Genomic DNA, 24,185 nt, shown 5'->3' with positions numbered 1-24,185 from the left:
AAATTATGACAACTAAAATTAAAATAAACTTGTTCAAAAATATTGCTTTCTATTTTTTTATTTTCTTTATTTCAATTGTTATTATATTCTTTGCAATAAATGTTTTAATTGAACCTCAAATTAAAAAAAATATAGCTATTTATTCACAAATTTCACATAACTATGGAGCTAGATTTAAGACCTTTTTAACAAATTTATTTACATTTAATCCCGGAAAAATATACTCTCATGAATTAGCAAGTGTTGAAAATAACATTTTATTTCTCTACCTACGGCAATTTCGTTGGACCTTTTTAATAAGTCTATCAGTATTTATTATTAGCTTTATTGTCGGCAACATATTAGGAGTGTTTTCTGCTTATAAATTTAATAAATCATATGATGTTATAACCTCTATTATTATTTCTTTTTTAGGTTCCTTACCAATCTTAATTATTTGCATTCTTGCTTTATCAAGTGCAGACATATTTGGCTATCCCTCGCAGTTTTTAAATAGTAAACTTAGCTTTGCTTCGCTAATAGTTCCTATACTAATTTCTTCACTTCCAACAGTAGCTATCTTCTTTTCTAAATCAAGAAAAAAAACGTTTGAAATTCTTAAATCAGATTATTATCTATTTGCAAAAACATATGGAATGAAAAAGCGTGATTTACTAAAAAAAGTTGTTTTAAAAGAATTGTTAATTGGCGAACTCAACTTATTTTTTGTTCTCTATGTTTTATTATTCACAATAACAATTTTAGTTGAAAGAATTTTTTCAATCCCAGGCCAAAGTTTATTAATTTCATTTGCTTTCAGAAAAGGTGAAGTAGATATTATTATGTTTTACTTTATCTTTAATTTTATTTTACTAAGTTTTCTTTTATTAATCAATAAAATCGCTATAATAAAGTTGAGCCCGAAAAACGAATTCACTTCTTTACTTCTTTTTAAAAAATATAAACGAGGTAAAAATGCACAATAATCTATTTAACTTTGCAAGAGAAAAAAAATCGAATTCGAATCCTTATGTTATCCATACAAATTCCGCAAAACAATACTGAAAAAGATTTTTTGCCAATAAATTTAATCTTATTTGTTTTATATGCTTTGCTATTTTAATATTAGCTTTATTAATTGCCACATTTTTAATTAAAAACTCTCCTACTCACTCAATCAATGAAAATACAACACTAGTTAATGACCTGCCATCAAATATTTCTCAAAAAATAACAAAAAACTTTAATCGTGGTGTTGAATTAGATTTTATAAGAAACATCGCAAAACTGGAAGCAAAATCAGCGGCTAGTGAACATAGAAACTTAATATTTTGAATTGAATTTGACTCAGCGAGAGATATTGGTGGAGAGCAAACTATTTATACAGATATTGTTACTTTAACATACAATCCTTACAATCTAATCAAAGCAGTAAATCTCTTACAATTATCTAAAGATATGCCCATAGAAATTCCTAATGGTTTATTTCTAGGAACAAACAACCAAGGAATTGATATATATGCTAGAACGATAACATCTATTTGGTCAACTATTTTAATAATTCTTGCTGCAATTATCATTAATATTTTTATCGGTTTTAATTTTGCAGTTATTATAAATATTTATAAGCAAAATATAATTGTACGATTTATTGATAGAATAATTAACTCTATTAGTGTTATCCCAGAAATTATTTGAGTTTTTCTATTATCTATTTTTATCGGAACAAGTTTATATGGGTTGTTTATATCATTATCAATAATTTGCTGAATTTCATATTTCAAATTTGCAAAAGAAGAAATTAATTCCTTGCTAACACAAGAATTTATCGTTGCTTCTAGGGCTGTTGGTGCATCAAATTGAAGAATTGCCTATAATCATATTTTCAAAAGAATTTTTGCAAACTTTCTAATAATATTAGTTGAAAGATTTTCTATTAATATCTTAATTGCTTCTTCATTAGCATTCCTAGATTTTATTAATGATTCAAATAGCATAAATATAGGTTTCATTTTAAAAGAAGCAATTAGTTTGGTATCCAATAATCCTGGATATCTCTTAACCACATCAATATTTATAATTGCTTTTTCAATAAATTTAAAGCTACTATCATCAAGTTTAGCTAATACATTTAACCCAAAAACAAAATAAAATAGGCCAAGCATACTTCACAAAGAAATTCAACTTAGGCCTATTTTTTTAAAAAATTCAATTAATTAAGATTTAATTTATCAGATATACCTTCCTTTTTAGCAACATCAATCAATATTTTCTTAATACTTTCCATAATTTGTTTAGCTTTGGCTTGATATTTATCATTAATTAGATTATTAGATTTGTTAAAATCCATATTTTCACTAAATAGTTTAATTAAAAAATTATAATCTGATTCATAGTTTTTTTGGCCAATGTTGTCAATAACATTTTCTTTTAAAACTTTAAAATCTTTTTTTAATTCACCTATTATTTTTTGATCCTTTACACTCTTTTTTAACAATAAATGCCATAACCCCATTTCAAAGGTAAGATTAACAATGGCATGTGAATGAGTATGAGAATTCTTGTCACTCTCGATATTTATCTTGTCAAGATCTTCTATTTTCGAAACTTTTTTTTCATTAAATACATTCTTTCTTAAAAAATCTCAGGCATCGATAATGGACTTTTGCAGCTCACCAAGATTAATATCCTTTCCACTCAATCTCTTATCAATAATTTCGATAAATTTAATAAACTGTTGATTATCAAAAACTAAATTAACATCGTTCAAAACGGCATCAACATCTTGAAAAATTAGTTGATATTTATCTAAAAGTTTAGCTAAACTTGTTTTTTGTTTACCTGCTTCTTCTAATCATTTAACAAAAAAATCATTAATTTTTTTTGAATTCTCAGGTTTTCCTTGGTCGATAATTAATGCAGCAACCTTGTTTCTAAAAGCATCTATTCTTCTTATAATTCTAATATATCGCTTACGATAATTTCGATACGTCTGTTTAACTTCTAAAAATAATTTCAAGAGTTCATTATCGTATATTTTTTTTATTTCAAGTGTTGGTTTATTTTCAAGTTTTATCTCAACAATATTACTCTTATTTTCTATCGATTCATTTAATGATACATTTTCTGAATCATTTGGATATCTTATACATGAGATTGAAATAGCAGGCAACCCAAATAAAGATAATCCCAAAAAACTAGTCAAAATTTTTTTGATCCTCATTAGTTATACCAACCTTTCAAAATTAATAAGTGTAAATATATCATTAGATTTTTGAACATCATAGCCCTTAAAATAATTTCAATAAACAGAAGCCTTTGCTATAACTTTATCATTTTTTGATTTATACTTAAAATCAGACGGATTATTAAATGAAATAAAATTTAATTCAATATATAATTGACCTAATTTATTTTTTTCTGGTTTTAAATTAAGTTCAATTCTCTTTATACCATCTAATGTTTTGCCTTGTTTATTTTCTAGAGCATAAGCTAATAAATAGTTATTAATATATGCTTCAAGCACCTTGACTTGATATGAATTATTATCTAAAAGCGAAACATCAAAATTTTGTCTACTATCGTTATTTCAATAATTAAACAATTTATCCATCTTATTTGATGCTTCATTAAGCCCTTCAATAAACGCTGAATCCTTGTTACTATTAACAAAATCCGAAAGTTTTATGCCAGCTTTTATCCCATTATTACTTGGTTTAAATGAATAAATATCCTCAGGTAAAATATTTGCGTTATTTTTATTTTTAGTAATCAACCCCTTTAACCTGTGTCCATGATCATCAAAGTTAGAACTTAACCAGGAATATTTCTTTTTTGTGCCATCTTTCTTAGTAACCTCAACAATTGCTCTAAAAACCTGATTAGTGTCAAAATAATCAGTAAATTCAAAATCAACTATTTTATATTCAAGATCTTCTTTTTTTCTATATTCTGGAATCTTTATTACAAAAATCTCATCTTTTAGATTTCAAAATAAATTCATCAAACCTTTGGCATTTCAATAATCTTTTGAACCTGATGACTTTATGAAGTGATTAATATTATCAATAATTGTTAGATATCTCTTTCCATCCATGAATAAAAGGGGATTTTCGACGTAATCAGTAAATAATGGATATTCTTCTTTTATTCCTTTAGTTCCGACCCCAAATTTTCCATTTGTGGCATAATTTCTGAAGCCATTTAAATAATACTTTTTATTCTTATTTTTAGATTTTATTAATTCTTGACCGTTCCAATCCTTAATACTACTTATCTCAAAGGAAATATAATCTGTAGCTCCAGAGTATGAATGTTTTATTTCGCTATTGCTTCAATCAATATCGATTGATGCCACATCAACGTTAAACTTATTTAAATAAAGTTTTAATAGTTTTACAAATGTTGATCTCATATCATTATGTTCATTTGACAAAAAAGATTTTGCTTGTATATATTGAGGTTGAATTCAATTTGAAAACAATACCCTATGCTTTTTAGCATTAATAAGATATTTACGATTCATTATAGAATAATTCAAATCAATATCTTGGTTCAATCTAAAAATTACTGTCTGTATGTCCTCAAAATAGGGATCCCTATTTCTATTAAAATCTTTCCCAAATATCAATGATAAAGTTGTAAATCATTCGTCATTAAAAGAACCTGCTGAGTCAACATCATCAAACGAATATTCATTCAAAAAGCTATTAATATCACTCTTTTCATCTGAATCAAATATACGAATATTATTATTGCCAGTAGTAAACTGCTTTCAATTATTTCTATATGGAAAATCCGGTTTATATTCAACCCATTCATTTTTATTAAGTAGGTACATTTTTTTGTTTTCTATCTTTACTGCATCAAAATTATGGCGGCCATTCTTATCGAATCAATAAAATATATGTTCATCTTTTTCTATTGAAGCTATTTGGCTAAGAGTTAATCTATTCAAAAATACTCTCGATACCTTATCAATATCTAAATATACTTCTTTTTTAATATTTTGACTACAACTTAAAACTGCAAAAGGAATTGCCACAATAGGAGAAATTAATAACAAATTTAATAGCTTTTTTCTTATTTTCATAATACAAATTTTATCACTTTTTTTTATATTATAGTTATAAAAATATTGTATAATTATTACAAAATTACGAATTAATAAACAATTGTGAAAGGAGGTAAATATATGATAATAAATAACGTGGGAACTGCATTTGAAAATAATATAGAATTAACCATATTTATAAATATACTAGTTTATATCCCGATATTAATGATTTTACCACTCATATTATTAGGTCTCCTTTCGTTTATAAAGCCATCTGAAAAAGCAAAAAAAGGTAATGCAATTATTTATATGTACGCTTTTTCAACTGGAATGTTTTTAATGATTGGAGCATTCGGTTTTTTGCGAGAAGGATATAAAATTGCTATCGATTTTACACATGATGGCCCAAATAAGTTTGGTTCAGAAATAAACAGGACACTAGTAACTGTCGGTATTCTCGGGATAAGTGCATTAATAGGCTTTAGTGTTGTTATTGCAGGAAGGTATTTATTTATTAGAAAATCTAAAATAGATCCTCATAAAAGTCATGAAGAACATAACCACTCAGATCACCTAATTTCATTTAAAGATATTGATAACCCCAAAGCAGCTTGATTAGCAATTGTTATGTTATTAAGTCACAGAATAATTGATGGTTTTTTTATTGGATATTCAATATTTAAAATAATATTTACTCAAAATACTTTTTCAAGTTCACTTACTCTACTAATAACATTTACCATCCACATCCTTATTGAAGTCACAATCATATACTTCCGTCAAATTCAATATGGAGAAAAAAAAGGAAAGGCAGTTTTATATAATTTCATAACTTTTTTACTTATAATCCCCTTCATTTTTTTAGGAGCATTTACTGGGCGATTCATAAACGATGATTTAAAATGAATACAATCCTCATTATTGATTTTTGGAGGCGCAATTATCATATTTACCGCTATCTTTGAACTAGTCCCTGAATTTATTCATATAAGAAACAAAGATACTAAAACTTTATATCGAACATTAATAATTTTTGCTGCTTCTATTGTCACAACAATAATGCTTTTAAGTTTTCATAGTCATGTTTAAACAAACTAAGGGAGGAAATAAAATGAACAAAAAAATGATTTTATTAACACCGTTAATCAGTTTAATGCCTATAATTACAATATCATGTGTAAAAAATAATTTCAACACCAATAAATATCGTTTCATTGAAAAAAATAATTATGGCAATGATTATGCTAGCTTTAGCTACCTTGATGATAACTATACTAGTAAAAATATTCACAAAATTAACCTAGCAACAGCAGCAAAACTAATACGAATAAAATCAAGCCAACAGCCCTTAATTGATTTTAGAGACAATATTGTTTTAGCTCCCTCAGAACTTCACTATAAATTAGAGTGGGCCAACAAAATTAATATCACAACGCCAATAGGCACTAATGAATATAGTAATGATAATACTGATATTGTAGATTATGAAAATGAATCAAACAAACCAGAAAATGGTATTTTTAAGCCTAAAAAGGATAAGGGTAATGGTTTTAACTCACCCTTCCTATTTGTTCCTTCGAGTGATATCAAATCAATAAATAACCCAAACTTTGCTAAAGATTTGAATAACACAAATAAAGTTATAATAGACATCAAAAATAGAGACAATGTTTGGATTAATTACCTAGGCAATATTATAAATACTAATAACCATATTAACCACAAATCATTTAAACTGGGGTTATTATCAAAATTGTTACGAAACAAAGAATATCGCCACTCTTTTGCTACAAAGCATAAGATCGATCTTTCAAAATATAACAATAAAAAACTACAAAAAAATGATGGTTTCGATTTATATAACTACCTAATTCAAAATAATATTGATGTTGATGCATTACTTAATTTTGATAATAATAAAATTACTATTAAAACAAGGGACGGATCATTTAAAAATCTAAAACAAATATTTGATAATATCCTAATTATTCAAAATTATCTAGATGCAATTCCTTATGAAATAATAGAATCAAGTTACAAAGATCCCCTAAAAAATCTTGATTGATTTTTTAATTATGGTGAAACCTACCAAAACAGATTTTATGCAAGTAATTATTTTATTTCGCATATGAATGCCAATGAAACTACCTTAAAAATAAATAAAAACTATCAAAAAAATGAAGATGATAATCTTAAAGAAATAATCATTCAATACAACTCGTTGCCCTTATCGCAATCTACGTTTTCACTCCAATCATTAAATGCTTTTAAGCAAAATATTATTTCAAAAATAGAATATGAAGACCTTAATTTAGATGAAAAAAACTATATTCTTGAAAACTATAAGAAATATAATTTTTCATATCAAAAAAATTATAATAGATATTCAATTAACAACAATATTATCATTAACCAAAATCCTGATATAAAAACGAAATATATGAATAAAAACTTTATGAAACTATATTATGGATTAAGAGATAATAACTCACTAGAACTTAGCAAAAATAATTTGACATTTCAATCATTATTTAACAACCTAATAAACCAGTATAGCCTAATTGAGGATGACAAAAATCTATGATTAAGTCAAGCACCAGAAAATCTTGATATTTTAGCTTCTAATGAAGCTATTGGAATAAGCGAACTAAAGGATGCATATAATCAAATATCGAAGCCTATTATTTTTGGAGCGAATAATAAAAAATTAAGTGATACATTCCAATACCAAAATAAAAATAGACTAAATGATCCATTAATTGTTTTTGTTGAAGACAAGATTAAATCAACATGATTTAAATTTATTGAAACTAACCTAAGAAATATAATTGATAATTTTTATAAAACATCTAATTCAAATGAAAATATTTATGTAAATATTCCTATAATGATCACCAAGGATAATCAATTTATTAACAAAAGGATACTGCTGATTAAAAAGATTTTTAATTCTATCGACCGCCGGCTAAACATAGATATAACTAAAATTGATAACTTTGAAAAATATCAAGAATTTTTTGAGAGAAATAAATCAATATACAAAAAATCTACATTTAAACTATTCCAGGGAACAACACCAGAATATTTATACAAACAATTAACAAATTTTGAAAATAATTTAAATAAATTAATTGACCTTATATCTAAAAATAAGAAAGATTATTTAACTAGTTTTGAACAGATTATTTCATTGCATAATTTTTTAGTGAATAATAATATAAATCTCAAAAATAGTTTGAGCAAAACACAAGAAACATTATTTATCACTTATCTAAGTAATTTAGAAGTAGAAAACCAATTAAAACTTATTAATGAAATTAATAATCTAATTAGTTATTCAATAAATCTTATAAATCAAATTAACATCAATAGCTTTTCTAAAATTATTTATCAAAATAACATCATTAAACCACTTGGTTGAAATAACTTAAATTATTTACAAGATATAAAAATTAAATAAGGAGAAAAAAATGATTAAAAATAAGAAGAAAATATTCTTATCAATAATTGCTACTAGTTCTATCCTCGCACTGCCAATTGTTACATTATCATGTAATTTTGATAAAAAAAATCCAAATAAACCAAAAGTACAATTATTAACCGACTCACAAATCCAAGAAATAAAAGACAAATTTGAATTCACATTAAAACCCGAGGGCAAAAAATTAAATGAAGAAGGAAAATTATATGCCTTATGAGATAAGTTTACAAAATCAAAATATAATACTAAAATAAATACTTTTCAAATCATTAATTGAGATGCTGAATTTAAAAAAAACTTTTCATTTAAATATCATAAATTAAATGGTTTAGGTTCAGCACATATATATGAATTCAAACTGGCATTTGATGGACAAACACCAATAATTAAATACACTATAAAATGTGTCGATAGAAATTATCAAGAAGAAGCTAATGGAATAGTCAAATTGCAAACTGATTAATTTAAAACATTAAAAAATGGAGTGGTATAATATAGATATGAAAAAGATAAAAAAATTTCTAATATTTAGTTCATTTAGTGGAATCGTATTTCCGCTAATAGCTGTTTCGTGTGGAGGACCGACAAATAGCCAAAACAATCAGCTTTTGCCTGACAAAAGTCAAAATAATGCAACAGGCAAAATAAACCCTTTAAAACGTCCTAAAGCAAAACTTCTAACGACTTCACAATTAGGCGAAATAAAAAACTCATTTTCATATACCCTAACAAATGAAGGTAAAAAGTTACCTCGCGAAGAATTAATGAAAATATTGCAAAAAATTAGAGCTGATTCCTATCCAATTGATAGGGGAATTACATCAAAAGTTGCTAATGACCCTTTAAGAACGTTCGAAAATGTTAAAGCAAATGAAAATTTTAAAAAATATTTATCTTTTACATCAACATTAGGAAACTTAAAATATCTTTCTGGTCATGTTATAGAGATGGAATTTGTACTTGAAGGTCTTGAAAAGAAGCAACCTGCTATCAGATATTCTGTAAAATGCCTAGATATAATTGTTAATGGGAAAATGAACACTGAGGCCACTGAGTATATTTATTTGGATTTAGACAATTAAATAAAAATAGGATCTATTAAGTCAGATCCTATTTTTATTTCTTAATTATTTCATTTAATGAATATTTTACAAGAAATATTAACTAAAAGAAACTTTTTCGTATTTATAAAAAACTTTCTTAGTTATATCGCAAACCTCACCCTTGCGATCATCATGTTGCACTGCACTACACTTGTCGAAAGCCAATAGAGCATCATCAATACCCTCATATTTAAAATTATATTCAGACTTAATTTTATGATATGCCTCAATATAAATATCATCAATTTCATTTTCGTTTTTATTAACAAAAAAACAATGTGTTAATTCATGCAAAATATAGTTAAAAATAAATGCTTCACAATTAAAAATATCAGAAACAAATATAAGTCTTCTAGCTCCTTTTTGAAAAGTAATGGCCGCAATATCGCTATTCTCGATAAAAGGCATTGTAATCAAAATAATTCCTTTAGTCAATAAATAATTTTGTATTTCATCAATTTTATTTTTAAAGTTTAAATTTTTAGAGCATATTAATTTAACAACTCTTTTATACACAACTTCAAAATTATTTTTTCTAAAAACACCAATTTTTTTAGTACTAATTGTTTCTAAAACCGATAATTCACAAAATCTAATTCAAACCTTACTATTAGGGTTGGCATAAATACTTTCATCTGCTAGTGCATTTTCACGCAAATATTGGGTATAATTATCTAAATTAGCAACGCCATAAAACCTATTCATAATCATCAATTTTTTGCTAATAGGCATATCCTTTGTTAATTTAATATTACTTACCAGTGGCAAACTTGGATTCTTAATGATAAAGTCCTCTCCATATTGCACCAAAAGTTTTTCAGCATCTTGTAGATTAGATTTTTCCTTATTAGCATATATTGAATAAACCTCGGATAACGTACCTAATTCCAAATTAAAAACATTTTCCAAGCCTTCAATAATCGCAATACTTAAATTAACATTCGTTTTGCTATTAATAATTATGTAGACATATTGAGCACTAAGCCCCAAACGTTGTGCTAATTCTTTTTGTGATATTGAAAATTTTTCTAAATAATAAGAAATTTCTTCTCCAAAATTATTTCCATGCAAATCAAGATGTTTTAAATCGCAAACATGTTCAGTTTCCATAAAATCCCCATTTTATTTTGCAGCGTGGATAATGTCTTCATTTTTTACTGCGCTAGGTATTAATTGATTCATCGAAAATTGTCTTTCCTCAGTTAGATCAGTAGAATGCAATACTACCTTGGAATCTTTATCTAAAAATTGAGACATTACTTGTAGACAGGCACCGCATGGGAATAATATTTTATTCAAATTGCTAATTATATGTATTTCCTTAAATGTCCCCACTTCTGCGCCATATGCTACCGAACCAAAAAGTGCAGATCTTTCAGCGCAAAGTCCACTAGGATACGCAGCATTTTCACAATTGACTCCATAATATTCATTGCCCAACTTATCAATAGCTAAAGCTGCCACTTTAACCTTTGAATATGGTGCAAATGAATAGTTTAATTTTTCTTTTAATAATTCTTTGTTCATAATAATAATTATACTATTTATAGTTTTTAAAACTATAAAACTAAATAATACAAATTATCTTTGCTTATATCAAATATAAAAATCAAATTAAAGTGTTAAGCATTTTTACTTAACATTTATTTTTTTATGTTAAAATTTTTTTATTAAAATTTAAATATACTAAAAATATATAAAAACTTCAAGGAGGAATACTTATGGTTAAATTAAGACTAAAAAGAACCGGAAAAAAATTCCATGCTACATATAAAGTTGTTGCTTCTGATGCTAGAGCACCACGTGATGGAAAATTTATTGATGAATTAGGATACTATGATCCTCATACAAAAAATTTATATCTAAATGAAGAATTAACAACTGTATACTTAAACAATGGAGCAAAGCCTACTGAGACAGTTAGAACTCTTTTAAAGAAGAACGATTTCTACAAAAAATACATCGAATCAAAAAACAAATAGTTATGAAAATAAACATTCTCACAATATTCCCAGAACATTTTGAAGCATTTAAAACCTATAGTGTTATAGGCAAAGCAATACGTCTTGGGCACCTAGAATTAAATATTATTGATTTTAGAAAATTTTCAAAAGAAAAAAGAAATAAGGTTGATGATTCTATATACGGCGGGGGTGATGGGATGCTTCTACAAGTCGAGCCTATCGATCTCGCTCTCGAAACACTACCCAATAGTTATAAAATCCTAATTAGTCCGCAAGGACAAAAATTCAACCAAATGAAAGCACACGAACTTGCTAAGCATAATGAAATAACACTCGTGTGTGGCCATTATGAAGGTTTTGATGAACGCGTTTTAAATTTTGTGGATGAAGAATTATCAATTGGAGATTATATTCTAACAGGCGGAGAAACTGCAGCTATGGTTGTTTGCGAAGTTGTTGCTAGATTAGTTCCCGGAGTTTTGCGCAAGGGGAGCCATCAAAACGAAAGTTTTGAAAACGAAGGACTACTTGACTATCCCCAATACACTAGACCAGCAGAATATAAAGGACTAAAAGTTCCCGAAATATTACTTTCTGGTAATCATAAACTAATAAAAGAATGACGTGAGAAACATGCTTATTTAAAAACACTAAAAAATCGTAAAGATATTATCGAAAGGATAAAAAATGAGAAGTAGCTTATTAGAACTTGTAGAAAAAGACCAAATTAGAATAGATCTTCCCGAAATAAGAGAAGGGTACATAGTTAGAGTTCACGTTAGAATTAAAGAAGGCGATAAAGAAAGAATTCAAGTATTTGAAGGGCTAGTTATTGCTGCATATGGTGAAGGTATCAATAAATCTATCACTGTTAGAAAAGATTCATATGGCATTGGCGTTGAACGTGTATTTAAAATTAACTCTCCTTTAATTTCTGCTATTCAAGTAACTAGAAAAAATAAGGTTAGAAGAGCTAAACTTTACTACATGAGAGGTCTTAAAGGAAAAAGCGCAAGATTGAAAGAAATTAAAAAATAGTTATTCTTGTATCTTAAAAAAGCATGTTTCACCTAACATGCTTTTTTATAACAAAAATATTTTTTTCAACAATCACCCTAAAAATAATTAATATTGCTATCTTAGTAAATTAGTTGCAAAACATCGTATCCACAGTTTTTCAATAGCTAAAATAATTTTCTTAATATCAATATTTTCAAAATAAGGAGCTTTATTACCAAAAGTATTAAAAAAATAGCAATTTAAAATAAGTATCAATACTTCTATTTTGCTTCTAAGGATTGCTATTTAACTTGTGCAATACATATTCTTAATCTAAAAATTATTACAAAAGCAATTACTAAATTTTTGCTAGTCATTCTATTTTTTGCAAACCATAATATAAGTTTGGAAAATTACTGCCTAGCATACATCGGTTGTCTTCATATTTAAATTATCCAAAAAAATTATTCACAGCTAAAATTAGAATATACTCTTGGTTTTGTTAACAACAAAAAATTAAGGTTCGAGATTTCTTTGTATTTTTCAAAATTATCTAGTCTTTTATCTCCAAAATATCTTATGTTATAATCATCCTCTATTTTATTTCTGCAAAATCTTTAATAGTAATTTCCACCTTTTGCAAATATCAATTGTACTTTTGCTATTTTGCCTAAAACAAATCAAATAAATTAAATTTTATTTCATTAATTAAATTTAAGGGTAGAATATTTTTTCTTCTAATTTGCATTTATTAAAATAAAAAACTCTTTTTTTCCTTTTTTAAGGACTGCATACTTATTATCATATCTATCAAAATTAATTACAATATTTTCATTTTCAACAATCTCGTTATCAAGCATAAAGGATTTTTTAGCTATAAATTCTCGAGTTTCCCTATTTGAAGAAGTGATTTTATTTTCCTTTATAAAATCAATAAATTTAGTGCCGTGTTTAACACTAAAAGTTTTAAGGGATTCTTTAATTATTTCAATATCGCTAATTAATAATTCCTCTTTACTATTTGCAAATAAAATTTCACTTATTTTTTTTGCCTGATTTGCATATTGTATTCCATGAATATCCTTAACCACTTCAAATGCTAAAATTCTTTGCGCTACTCTTTTAAATTTAGCTTGCTCATGCTCTCTCATAATATTTTGAATTTCATCTAATTTAAGAAAAGTTAATGTCTTTAAATATTCATCCACTTTGGAATCTGATTGATTTAATAAAAATTGATATAGAGAATAAGGAGTTGTCATATTTTTATCTAACCACAAGGAGCCGCCGCCAGTTGACTTACCAAATTTATTTCCATTTTCATCAGTTAATAAATTAATTGTTAAAGCAATCGCACAAGCAGCTTCTCCATAAATTTTTCTAATAAACTCAAGACCAGTTGTAATATTACCCCATTGATCTGAACCGCCAGCCTGAATCTTCACATCATACTTTTCGAACATGTTCTTAAAGTCTCAACCTTGAATAAGCTGATAACTAAATTCAGTAAATGTTAATCCATTATCCAATCGAGTTGCAATACTTTCTTTTTCTAATAAATAATTTACATTTATCATTTTTCCTATTTGTGAAAGAAAATCAAATAACGTCATATCTTTATAAAATTCGATATTATCAATCACTGATAAACCAAAATTTTCTAGTTGTTTTTTTATTGATTCCTTATTGTTGATAAGAGTTTTTTGATCAAGGAAGCTTCTTTCACTCTTTCTAAAACTTGGATCACCGATCATCCCAGTAATCCCCCCTAGAATTGCATAAGCCTTATAGCCTTGTTTCTTAAATCTTAATAAGGTAGCAATTTGCAAATAATTTCCTAAATGAAGACTTTTGGCGGTGGGGTCAAAACCAATATAAATTCCTGAATCATGAGAAATTTGAGAAAACTTTTCTTCGTTAGAAATATTATTTAGTATTTTTCTGTTTTTAAGCTCTTCTAAAAAATTCATAATGTAAATAACTCCTTAAATTAAGACCAACTAGTTTGGTTATGATTATTTTAAAACTCTATTGTTTAATATTTTTAAAATTATAGCTAACTTTTAATTTTTAAAACTTTTTATACTAATTAAAAAACGAAAAAGTACTAATGGCAAACATAAATATAAATATAAAAAATTTAATAAATCAACTTATTTTGTGGGTTTTTATAATTTTTTTTTAAATTATTTATATATAATACTAAATTATTTTGCTACAACCATTTTTTAGGAGGAATGTATGAAAATAAAAATTATTGTTGATTCTTCATCTGGATTAACAGAAAAGCAGGCTAATGAGCTTGGTTGAGGATTTATACCATTGCAATGCGAAATAGACGGTAAAACATATCAAATCGGAAGAGACATTGTTGTTGATGATTATGCTAAAATGTGAAGAGAAAATAAAAAAATTAATGCCACCACTGCAGCTTCTTCGCCAGCGATTAATGATATCGAGATAAACAAATACTTAAATGAGTATGATTTAATTTTAGTTTATCCTATCTCTAAATTTTTATCATCACAAACATCATTTCTTAAAACACAATTTCAAGATAACAACAAAGTATATATTGTTGAATCAAAAAGAATTTCCTTCTTGATTCTAAAAGATTTATTTAAATTTGAATCTCAAATTAATTCAGGTGTTTCTTTTAAAGATGCTATAAAACATTTTGAAATAAATAATGAAAGATTAATCTTAATTCCACAATTTAACGACGCTCTTGTCAAAGGTGGAAGGCTTTCAAAAGGTGCTGCTGCAATAGCTAAATTATTAAAAATAGTTCCACTAATCGCTTTTGACAATGGTGTATTAGAAAAGGATTCAATTGGACGCGTATTTACTAAATCACTTGAAAAAACTGTTACAGATATGTGAAATAAAAACAAAGACACTCCTGATGGAAAAGTGCTTTTTGTTCTTCACTCAGATAATGAAATGATTGAGGAGCTTTTGACAAAATTTAAAAACATCATAAATGATCAGATTCCAATTTATACATACAAGTTACCAGCCGATGTTTCTATTCATACAGGAATTGGGGCCGTAGCAGTTTCAATAGTTTCTATAGATAATGAAACCCAAAAAAAATTCGACTCATTACTAAAAAAATAATTAGGTTTAAACAACGAGTAAAAAACTCGTTTTTTAAATAAAAGTAGTATATAATTCCTAATAATTGAATACAAGTTTAATTTATAAATTAAAACCTTAAACTATAAATTATAAAAATATAGCATTTGAAAGGAAAGATTATGAATACAAAGAAAAAACGCACTTTGCTAAATATTTTAATAGCATCATCGGTATTAAGTTTTCTGCCTACTCTAGGCTTAATTTCATGTGAAAATGAGCAAGATAAAGAGAAGCGTTTAGTTAAAGAAGCCCTTACTAAATTAGAAGGTTTATTAAAAAATGTTGAAAATGAAAATAAAACAAATTTCAAAAGCAAGGCCTATATCGAATCAAAAAATGAAATTAAAAAAATTAATGAATTGCTTGAAGATAATAACATTAGTAACATTGAACTAAAAAAAGCAAAAACTAAATTATCTCAACTAAACAATCAAATTTCTAGTGAACTAGAAAATATTCGCAAAATTAACGAAGAAAACGATGGTAAACCAAAAATTGATAGCACTCTTAAATATTCTGATGAACAATTTTTAGCTGATTTTAATAGATTAACTAGTTCCCAAGATATTGAGACTAATTTTGTTTTATCTTTTAAAAATCTCTTCCCTTATCATGAAAAAAAGCAAATCTTTCCTAGTCAACTTCAAAAACAATATGCATCGCTGGTTATAAAAGCCAAAGATGATGCGATAAACAAAAAAATTGAATTTAGTGTCTTTAATATTGATTTGGAAGATAAGGCCAACACCACTGGCGAAGCTGAAATTAGACTTGTATTTAGAAACAAAGCAACTAACACGCAAAAAAATTACAAATTTAAACTATCAGGTTTAAACAAAAATAATTTCAATGTTGATAGTGAAGGTAATAGACCTAATGGAAGAGTTTCTGATGAAAAAATTGAAGAAAGTGAAATTCAAAAATATCAAAAATTAAGTCAATATGATCGTTATAAAAAAGATAACAATGAATATGTAGAAAGACTAAAAGATAATTATAAGAAAAACGGTATTAATAATTTAAAAGATTTCAGAGCTTTCCTAAATATAAGCGATGCAAAGAAAAAAGAATTTGATCAAAAAGCGCAAGAATTAAAATTAGATACCTATGAAAATTCCGCCTACAAAGGTTTCAGTGTCCCTACATACAAACAAGATGGCACATTAGATGGATTGGAATTAAATGGTGTTGAGGTTGGTAAGCAACCTAGTTTAATTGATTCATTAGGAAAACCAGATATCTTTAAAACCATCGGTGTCGCAAGAACAATCATTAACGAACAGTATCTAAAAATAGCTAAACAAACATTTTCAATTTCAATAAGTAATTACAAAACTTATGAAAAAGAAATTTCTGAATCTAATGATTTAATTAAATTCTGAAAAGATGAAAAAAATGAAGAAACCTTCAAGAAAAAAATTCAAGAAAAAATTGCTCAGCTAAAAGAAGATAAAAAACAAGTTGAAGCAGATTGAGATAAAAAAATAAAAGAAAATACTGATAAACATCTTGTGGAAAGTCTTAACAAACAAAAAACACAAAGTCTTAAAGAATATGATGATAGAATAACTCATTTCGAAAAACATACAAGACCGGCAGAAATTAAGGAATTAGAGCAAAAAATTAATGAATACAAAAAACGTGCTGAATCAAAGAAGGAAAATAATGTTGAATCTGGTACTATGTGAATTCTAGACTTTCAACCAGATAGCACAGGAAAATATCCAACTAAATGATATTTTGGAACAAATGCCCACGTTGCAAGGGCTATAACTAAGGATTTAAGTGGATTCTCATTAACAAGAATTAATAAAGACATTCATAGCGGAGCAAAACTAAGAATATCAGATATGGATGACAATATCACAACTTTTGGAACTCAAAATAAAGATGCAATTAGAACCATTTTTAATGCAACTGACTACCTAAGCACTCATCCAACTGATTTTTTATCAGAACGTCAAAAGAAAATTTATGAAGGTGTTGAAGAATTTGCTGATTTTGCTGTTATTGAAATTGACTTTGAAAAAATTAAAGATTTTTCAGCATCCTCTAATTCAACAACCTTAACTGAAGTTTTAAAGGCTAAAAAAGATTTCAATCTAGCTAAAGAAGTTACAAATGATTATGCCAATGATAAAAAATCTCATATCAAATTTAGAAGCAAATCATATCTTGTGGATTATCAAGCAATAGATTATCCGTTAAGTGGAAAGATTCCACCTAGTCTTGATCATTTATTTGCCGTTGGATGGCCAAGCGCCCGTGAAGATTTCTATTTAAAAGCATACATCGATGATGATCAAAGAGAAAGGGCAAAGTTTGGTTATTCATTTAGTTTATGATTTAATGCTAATTATGACTTTTATGATGCAAAATTAACCAATTCTGAAAACGGGCCATCTTCATTCCCTAGCGATGTGCTAAATAGAGGAAATTATTTATCATATCAAATTGGTTATCGTTCATTCGCTGACAAACCTGGGGTTCTAGATTCTTTTATTAGTGCACCAATCAATGGTGATAAATTATTTGAATATGAAAACAAAAAATATATCAGCATGAGTCTTAACTATCTCCCAAGAAGATGAGCACCAGCTGGCGGATCATCTGGTTCATCAATTAGAAACCAAAATAATGAATTAGTTGCTATTCACCATACAACCAATCAATTCGCAAGAACTGGGCTTGCTCTTGCGTTTAGATCAGAAGGTTTTAATTATCAAGGTTTATTCGGGACATATAATCTTCCAGAATATGACTTAATTTATGGTGGTGGCAAGGATCAAACAAAATCATATAGACAAGCTCTAAAAAATCTTTATCCAAATCTACAAAAAACTAACCTATTTGCAAACGGATTAGGTGATGAGAATATTCCAGAGCAATTTAAATTTAAGAAAGGAACCACAAGATAATGCAAAATTCCACAGTCAAAGAAAATCGCATATATGATGACTTTGAGTCATTATTCAATAATAAACGAAAAAATCTGTTAGTATCAATCTTGAAAATTACTATCATTTCCTTGTTTATTTTTTTATCAGGATTAATCTTATTTTTTGCCCCCATAACAATTTTTTCAACAAAACTTTTCGCTCCTTTTACAAATACCCCTGAATACTTCCTAAACTTTTCAAGTTTATCATTGGAACGTATTAATTACCTCGCTATATTCAGAATTTCACTATTAATTAGTATCTTTTTATACACAATTAGCAAAAACTTTTCTAATATCTTCACCCATAAAGAATCGGCTAAAAAATATATACCTTGATTTGTCATATATTCAACCCTATCAATTATTTCTGTAATATTGTTATTTACGATGTTTAATGAAAAAACACTAAGTTACTACTATTTATCATTCTTATCAGTTATATTATTAATTGTCGATGTTGCCTATGCAATTTATACATACAAATTAAAGAAAAAAACAAATCCTTTATTTTATAAAAACAAAAAAACTCTTATTATTTCAATTATTTCTCGATCAATTTTAGTCATAGGATTTATGGCTACGATATCAGCGTGAATATTCACCATCGAAAAAGATGAGCAAAAATTTGATTTTCTTGATAATAACCCTGTACATCAATTCTTTATAAGTTTATTTTCACAAAAAAGTGGAATTAATCTATTTTACTTAATTCTAATTTTTGTCACATTAGGAGTGCTAATATTTGGAATTAATATCGAAAGAATTTTATGAACTGCATCAAAACAACAAAAAAATAATGAATCTAGAGAAAGACTACTTCTTTATATTGGTTTTGCCTTTACTACTGTAATTTGATTTATTCGTGCACTATTTTATAAAACAAGTTCAAATGTCATTGATGCTGAAAAACCATCAAGAAATTATATTTATCTTATTGGCTTAATATTTATTGTTCTATTTTTTATTAGTTATGTCCTAGTAAGTTTTCTAAAACCACTAAAAATTAAAGGAGTTTTATTAAATACAATTTTTACCGGCTTTATTTTTACACTAATTTGAATAATAACCGCAATTGTAAGTTTAAAAAATCAAGAAATTATTGTCACAAATATTACTCTTTTATTTTCTTCAATATTCAGCATTATAATATTAATGCTTTATAAATACAGAACTTCAAATGAACCTATATATGTTTCAATAATATTGAAGAGTTTAGTTTTATTAGTAATATTTACCCTAATAATTAACGGTTTAAATGCATTACTACTTTCAAATAATAACCAATCATTCTATAATATTCCTTCAAAACTTTCGCTGGACCAAATTTTTGTAATCACTACTTTAAGTTTTGCTGTTTTATTTAACATATCAACTGTTATAAATCTAATTTGAACTCTAACAGTAATTACGAAGAAAAATAATGTCATAAACCAAGGAGTTTCAAATGAAGTTAAGTAGGAAAGAACAAAATATTTTAAAAGCCGTACAAAATGATTTAGAAGTATTTAATTATGATTTCATGCAACTAAAAAAACAACCTAACTTTATCTCCTTTGATAAATTAATGTCAACAATTCAATTAAAAGCTCAAACAAAATCAAAGGATATAGATGTTAAAAAATTGTTTAATTATCTAAAACAGGCTCAAAATAAAAAATATGAAATTATTTTTGATGAATTTGTTTTATCTTATAAATTGGACGAAAGATTGAATAATTACTACCTAGTACCATTTATAAAGCAATTTCCATCAACAAATATTGAATCAATTAATCTAAGAACTGAAACTAACCTATTTAAATCAAAAATAGCGCTTTACTTCAATGAAGAGATAAAGCAATTATTAAATAAGAATTTCTTTGTTGAAATTATTGAAAATATTATTGTTAAAACAGATAATGAATCTAATTTATTAAACATATTTTACAACGAAAAAAGTATTATAGGATGATAGTATGCATTTAAAAAAATGAGAAGAAAAATTACAAAACCTTGAAGGAATATTGACAAAGGTAAATAATTCCAAAAATATTCTTTTGATCGAGATAATGAAGCTTACGAGAAAGCTAAAATTCAATATTTCTAATGCATTGCTAAATATCAACTTAATCAATGCTATTAAGGAAAAATACACAATAAAAAATAAGTTAATTAATGATTCTGAAAATAATAATAAAACTATTCAAAAACTACGTAATATATTTAAAAAACGATCAGTACTTTGGATTTATTTGACCGAGAACCAAAAATACTCAACAGATTCATATAGTAGATATGAAAAAAAGCTACTTACAAATGTAAATCCTAAACACGATGATTTTATAGCAATTGGCCAAAGAGCTAGTGAATTTTGCAATCAAAACAAGTTTAACGTAATAAAATCCTTTGGTGAAGAAGAAAAACAGGCTACCAATCTTGCTTGAAGAGTTAGTCAATTAGTTAAGACCTTATATATAGATAACAACTATTCAAAAGTTAATTTTGTTCTTAATACCAACAAAAATTATAACGGGCACTTTACAGTTCTTCCTATCGATGAATTCAACATTAATAAACTAGTAAATGAAGTTAATAAACAAAATTCAGTTGGTGATATTTCTGGTTACAAAATTTATCCCGGTATTGAGGATTTTGTTGAAAATGAAATAAACATCATTTTAGAAAATGCTATATATTCATTGTTAATTGAGTCATTTTTCTACAATGCCAAAAATGACCTTGTTACAACCAATAAAATTATTAATCAAATTGAAGAAGATATTGCAAAGGTTAAGAAAAAAATAATTCGTACTAAACGCGAAAAGGAAATTGAAGAAATTGTTTTATTAACAAAAGCAAACGAAGGTTTTGGGGGTATTAAATAATGATTAATAATAATTCATTTAAAATTAATATTCACTTCATTGGTAATAAACATCTATCAATCAGAAATGCCATATTATTTATCAATATTGATGAAGAGGATGAGTGGGGTCTTGCTAATTCGAATTCAATGATGGCATTTGAAAACACAGTTATTAAAATTAGAGACCTTGATCAAGAAAAAGAATTATTTTTATTTTTAATTAACGCAAATATAATCATCAAAGAAAACGAAATTAACATTAATTCATTTAGTAAGTTAGAATTATACAAACAAAACAATAAGATAAAATTTGATAATTTGCAAATCAAAGAAATAACAACCAAAATTAATTACTATGAATCATTGCAAAAAATTGGACTAAGTCTTGACCAATTTCTTGAAGAAAAACATTTAAAGCAAAGGCTATATATGCTAAAAATGGAGCAAAAACTAAAATTAGTCAAGGAGGAAAATTATGAAATTAAAAAATAAATTATTCTCTTTAAGTTTAATCAGTGTGATCCCGCTTCCCTCGTTAGCTCTTATTTCTGCCTACAATCGTCAAGATGAAACAAAAGAACTCAAACAAGATGCGCCTCAAAAACCCACTGATCCAAACAAGCAAAAACCAAAAGCTCCAGAAAAACCTAGCCTAGCTCTCGACTTTGATACCTTTGCCAAATTTACAAAAGATAATGTGGAAAAAAATGTTGAAAAAATAATTGACTTTACCATTAAATATCTTGATAATGAAAAAGGAAAATTGTTGAAAGATTTAGACAAGGATTTTAAACCTAATTTAGAAAAACTCATCTACATCCAAGTCCTACAACAGTATCTTGAAAAAAACAAAGATGCATTAAAAACTAAGCATATGAATAACCTTGGTTTCACAATTGTTTTTCCATATGTAATGTCAACTAATAAAAATTACATTCCATCTGTAGTTGAATACGAAGGGCAAAAATTTGATAACATAAAGGTCGGAAAAACTAAAGAAACCAACTATGAAGAACAAATTAAGCCAAATGGAAAAATTACAAAAGATAAAGAACAACTTAATACAATTACCAAACAAAGACTTGATAAATTAATAAAGGATTACTTTGGCGCGTTGCAAAAGCAACTTCCAAACATGCTTTTTGACAAGGTAGACATTCCTAAAATAGGAGAACAAATTAATATTAAATTCGGCACCTTCAAAGAAAAAGAAAATACAATTAATGGTTTTAGTTTTACTCAGCCCAAAGACTTTGCATCATGAGAAGATTACATTGTTTCGAAATTGCATAAGAAATTTGTTAAATTTGATCTTGATCAGAATAAAAAATTCATTCTTGATGAACAAAAAAATAAAAAAGAAGATGAACCAATAAGAAAACCGCCAATAATTCCCGGGGATAAACAACAAAAAGAAATTGATACCCAAGAGCAAATTCAAGCTCTTCCTTCGCTAATACCTAATGTTTCTTCAATTTACACATCTAAAACAGCAAACAATCTAAAAACGTTTTTTGATAGTTCAAAAGCAGAAGAAAAAGAAAAGATATTCTTTTTTGATAATGCCATTAACACTAGATTTAAATATAGCGTAATTAATCTAAAAAGTGAAGGTGGAAATTCATTATCAGCAACAGTGAGAATTAGTGATAGAGTAGATCCTAAAAAGAGTCGTGATTATGTAATTAAAATAAATATTGATACTTCTCCGGAACAAGAATCACTTAATTACGCATATGAAGAAATAATTAAAGAAAATAAACAACTATTTAGCAAAATATTTACCGCTTTGGGAATTGATGACAAAATAAACTATAATGATCTAAGAAATGATACGCTACGTAGCGTTTTATATAATATGGTTGGCACAGGGGTTTTAATCACTAATAAAGAATCGTATGTAAATGCTGCTAACGATATAATCACAAAAGCTGCTGAAAATCTCTTAAAAAACGAAAATAACAAATCTGTTATCGAAGCCGACATTAAAAACTCAAATTATCTATTATTAACTAGTTTATTTTCTTCAACAATCAATGGTGTAGATTATTTTAGTAGTCTTGCTAACTCTCTTAAAGCTGTTTTAATACAATTTGAAGAAATAATTAAGATAAATAAAGACATTATTAAGAAAAACTTTGCTCAAAATGGATTTGATTTAAATTTAATAAATCAATATTATGACCTTATAAATAAACAAATATCTCGTTTAATTTCTTCAACTGGTTCAAGAACTATTAATATTTTTAGCTGATATGATAATTACACTAAACAAGTCAAAAATATTATTGAAAGATTTGATATTCTTGCTGCTTTAATCGATAATAAAAAGCCAGATAAAAAAGAGGACAAAGAAAAATTTACAAATTCATATCTAAAAGCGGAAATTCAAATTAAAGATAATAATCTAGAAGGAAAGAAAGCTTTAAACCAAGCTGGTTATGCAATATTTGCAATTAGTGCATTATTAACAATAATTGCAATTACCTTTATTGCTATAAAAAGCAAAAAACTCGGTACTATAAAATTAAAAAAACTTTCAATTTCAGTAATCGGCATAATCTTGTTTGTTCTTGTTCTTTCTATTGTAATGTCAATAATCTAATTCAAAATAGAGTTTTTAATAAGAAATTGTTACGCAATTATTAAAACTCTATTTTTTTTTTTTTTTTAAAA

General features: G+C 26.4%; 21 protein-coding genes. 16 read left to right on the top strand and 5 right to left on the bottom strand.

Annotation, left to right across the window (positions count from 1 at the left end):
* The first annotated feature begins 5 nt into the window (after positions 1–5).
* Together ACT1UH_RS00970 and ACT1UH_RS00965 are read left to right on the top strand one after the other, a co-directional pair.
* Positions 6–965: an ABC transporter permease subunit gene (locus ACT1UH_RS00970; RefSeq protein ID WP_438340775.1), complete on the top strand. Its 960-nt coding sequence runs from the start codon at positions 6–8 to the stop codon at positions 963–965.
* Positions 955–2,130, top strand: a complete 1,176-nt coding sequence (locus ACT1UH_RS00965; protein WP_444705095.1) for an ABC transporter permease subunit — start codon at positions 955–957, stop codon at positions 2,128–2,130. The genes ACT1UH_RS00970 and ACT1UH_RS00965 overlap by 11 nt, the downstream gene beginning before the upstream one ends.
* A 61-nt stretch (positions 2,131–2,191) precedes the next feature.
* Here the strand turns inward: ACT1UH_RS00965 and ACT1UH_RS00960 are convergent, their stop codons facing one another.
* The gene (locus tag ACT1UH_RS00960) at positions 2,192–3,202 is read right to left on the bottom strand and encodes an HxHSH motif-containing lipoprotein (RefSeq protein WP_444705094.1); all 1,011 of its coding nucleotides are present in this window, start codon (positions 3,200–3,202) and stop codon (positions 2,192–2,194) included.
* Positions 3,203–3,205: 3 nt separating this feature from the next.
* Positions 3,206–5,071, bottom strand: coding sequence for an MAG3240 family lipoprotein (locus ACT1UH_RS00955; protein WP_444705093.1), 1,866 nt, complete (start codon positions 5,069–5,071; stop codon positions 3,206–3,208).
* Positions 5,072–5,173: 102 nt separating this feature from the next.
* Here ACT1UH_RS00955 and ACT1UH_RS00950 point away from each other — a divergent pair, with 102 nt between their 5' ends.
* From ACT1UH_RS00950 to ACT1UH_RS00935, 4 genes are read left to right on the top strand one after another with little or no spacing between them, the layout of a single operon-like run.
* A complete protein-coding gene (locus ACT1UH_RS00950) occupies positions 5,174–6,124 on the top strand; it encodes a hypothetical protein (protein WP_444705092.1) in 951 nt (316 codons plus the stop codon).
* Between the two features lie 22 nt (positions 6,125–6,146).
* Positions 6,147–8,495, top strand: coding sequence for an OppA family ABC transporter substrate-binding lipoprotein (locus ACT1UH_RS00945; RefSeq protein ID WP_444705091.1), 2,349 nt, complete (start codon positions 6,147–6,149; stop codon positions 8,493–8,495).
* A gap of 10 nt (positions 8,496–8,505) precedes the next feature.
* Positions 8,506–8,979: a hypothetical protein gene (locus tag ACT1UH_RS00940; protein ID WP_444705090.1), complete on the top strand. Its 474-nt coding sequence runs from the start codon at positions 8,506–8,508 to the stop codon at positions 8,977–8,979.
* Positions 8,980–9,016: 37 nt separating this feature from the next.
* Positions 9,017–9,598: a hypothetical protein gene (locus tag ACT1UH_RS00935; RefSeq protein ID WP_444705089.1), complete on the top strand. Its 582-nt coding sequence runs from the start codon at positions 9,017–9,019 to the stop codon at positions 9,596–9,598.
* 78 nt (positions 9,599–9,676) lie between these two features.
* On the opposite strand, the gene ACT1UH_RS00930 is transcribed toward ACT1UH_RS00935, so the two are convergent.
* Entirely contained in the window at positions 9,677–10,729 is a 1,053-nt protein-coding gene (locus tag ACT1UH_RS00930; protein ID WP_444705088.1) for a helix-turn-helix transcriptional regulator, read from the bottom strand.
* Positions 10,730–10,741: 12 nt separating this feature from the next.
* Positions 10,742–11,146: a cytidine deaminase gene (locus tag ACT1UH_RS00925; protein WP_438340766.1), complete on the bottom strand. Its 405-nt coding sequence runs from the start codon at positions 11,144–11,146 to the stop codon at positions 10,742–10,744.
* 194 nt (positions 11,147–11,340) lie between these two features.
* On the opposite strand from ACT1UH_RS00925, the gene rpsP reads away from it, so the two are divergent.
* The 3 genes from rpsP to rplS are packed head-to-tail and all read left to right on the top strand — an operon-like array spanning position 11,341 to position 12,621.
* Positions 11,341–11,601, top strand: coding sequence for a 30S ribosomal protein S16 (gene rpsP / locus ACT1UH_RS00920; protein WP_438340765.1), 261 nt, complete (start codon positions 11,341–11,343; stop codon positions 11,599–11,601).
* Between the two features lie 2 nt (positions 11,602–11,603).
* Positions 11,604–12,281, top strand: coding sequence for a tRNA (guanosine(37)-N1)-methyltransferase TrmD (trmD, locus tag ACT1UH_RS00915; RefSeq protein WP_444705087.1), 678 nt, complete (start codon positions 11,604–11,606; stop codon positions 12,279–12,281).
* A complete protein-coding gene (gene rplS, locus ACT1UH_RS00910; protein WP_444705086.1) occupies positions 12,271–12,621 on the top strand; it encodes a 50S ribosomal protein L19 in 351 nt (116 codons plus the stop codon). Before trmD ends, rplS begins: the two co-directional genes overlap by 11 nt.
* A gap of 698 nt (positions 12,622–13,319) precedes the next feature.
* Here the strand turns inward: rplS and tyrS are convergent.
* Positions 13,320–14,552, bottom strand: coding sequence for a tyrosine--tRNA ligase (tyrS, locus tag ACT1UH_RS00905; protein WP_444705085.1), 1,233 nt, complete (start codon positions 14,550–14,552; stop codon positions 13,320–13,322).
* Positions 14,553–14,823: 271 nt separating this feature from the next.
* Between tyrS and ACT1UH_RS00900 the strand changes: the two genes are divergently transcribed.
* From ACT1UH_RS00900 to ACT1UH_RS00870, 7 genes are all read left to right on the top strand, one after another.
* Positions 14,824–15,702 (top strand): DegV family protein, encoded by an 879-nt coding sequence (locus ACT1UH_RS00900; RefSeq protein WP_438340761.1) that lies wholly within the window; start codon positions 14,824–14,826, stop codon positions 15,700–15,702.
* Between the two features lie 140 nt (positions 15,703–15,842).
* Complete coding sequence (mip, locus tag ACT1UH_RS00895) at positions 15,843–18,641, top strand: Ig-specific serine endopeptidase MIP (RefSeq protein WP_444705084.1); 2,799 nt, start codon at positions 15,843–15,845, stop codon at positions 18,639–18,641.
* On the top strand, positions 18,641–20,122 hold the full coding sequence (locus tag ACT1UH_RS00890) for an MSC_0624 family F1-like ATPase-associated membrane protein (RefSeq protein WP_444705083.1): 1,482 nt from the start codon (positions 18,641–18,643) through the stop codon (positions 20,120–20,122). The genes mip and ACT1UH_RS00890 overlap by 1 nt, the downstream gene beginning before the upstream one ends.
* Positions 20,109–20,618 carry an MSC_0623 family F1-like ATPase-associated protein gene (locus ACT1UH_RS00885; RefSeq protein WP_444705082.1) on the top strand — a complete coding sequence of 170 codons (510 nt, stop codon included), beginning with the start codon at positions 20,109–20,111 and terminating at the stop codon, positions 20,616–20,618. The genes ACT1UH_RS00890 and ACT1UH_RS00885 overlap by 14 nt, the downstream gene beginning before the upstream one ends.
* 1 nt (position 20,619) lies before the next feature.
* On the top strand, positions 20,620–21,528 hold the full coding sequence (locus ACT1UH_RS00880; RefSeq protein ID WP_444705081.1) for an MSC_0622 family F1-like ATPase gamma subunit: 909 nt from the start codon (positions 20,620–20,622) through the stop codon (positions 21,526–21,528).
* Positions 21,528–22,001, top strand: coding sequence for an MSC_0621 family F1-like ATPase epsilon subunit (locus ACT1UH_RS00875; RefSeq protein WP_438340756.1), 474 nt, complete (start codon positions 21,528–21,530; stop codon positions 21,999–22,001). The genes ACT1UH_RS00880 and ACT1UH_RS00875 overlap by 1 nt, the downstream gene beginning before the upstream one ends.
* Positions 21,985–24,114, top strand: a complete 2,130-nt coding sequence (locus ACT1UH_RS00870; RefSeq protein ID WP_444705080.1) for an MSC_0620 family F1-like ATPase-associated subunit — start codon at positions 21,985–21,987, stop codon at positions 24,112–24,114. The genes ACT1UH_RS00875 and ACT1UH_RS00870 overlap by 17 nt, the downstream gene beginning before the upstream one ends.
* The last annotated feature ends 71 nt before the right edge of the window (positions 24,115–24,185 follow it).

The sequence above is a fragment of the Mycoplasma sp. 332 genome (assembly GCF_052378275.1).
Classification (GTDB): domain Bacteria; phylum Bacillota_I; class Bacilli_A; order Mycoplasmatales; family Metamycoplasmataceae; genus Metamycoplasma.
The sequence above is the reverse complement of the archived record's forward strand: the minus strand, read 5'-3'. Positions and strand labels throughout refer to the sequence as shown.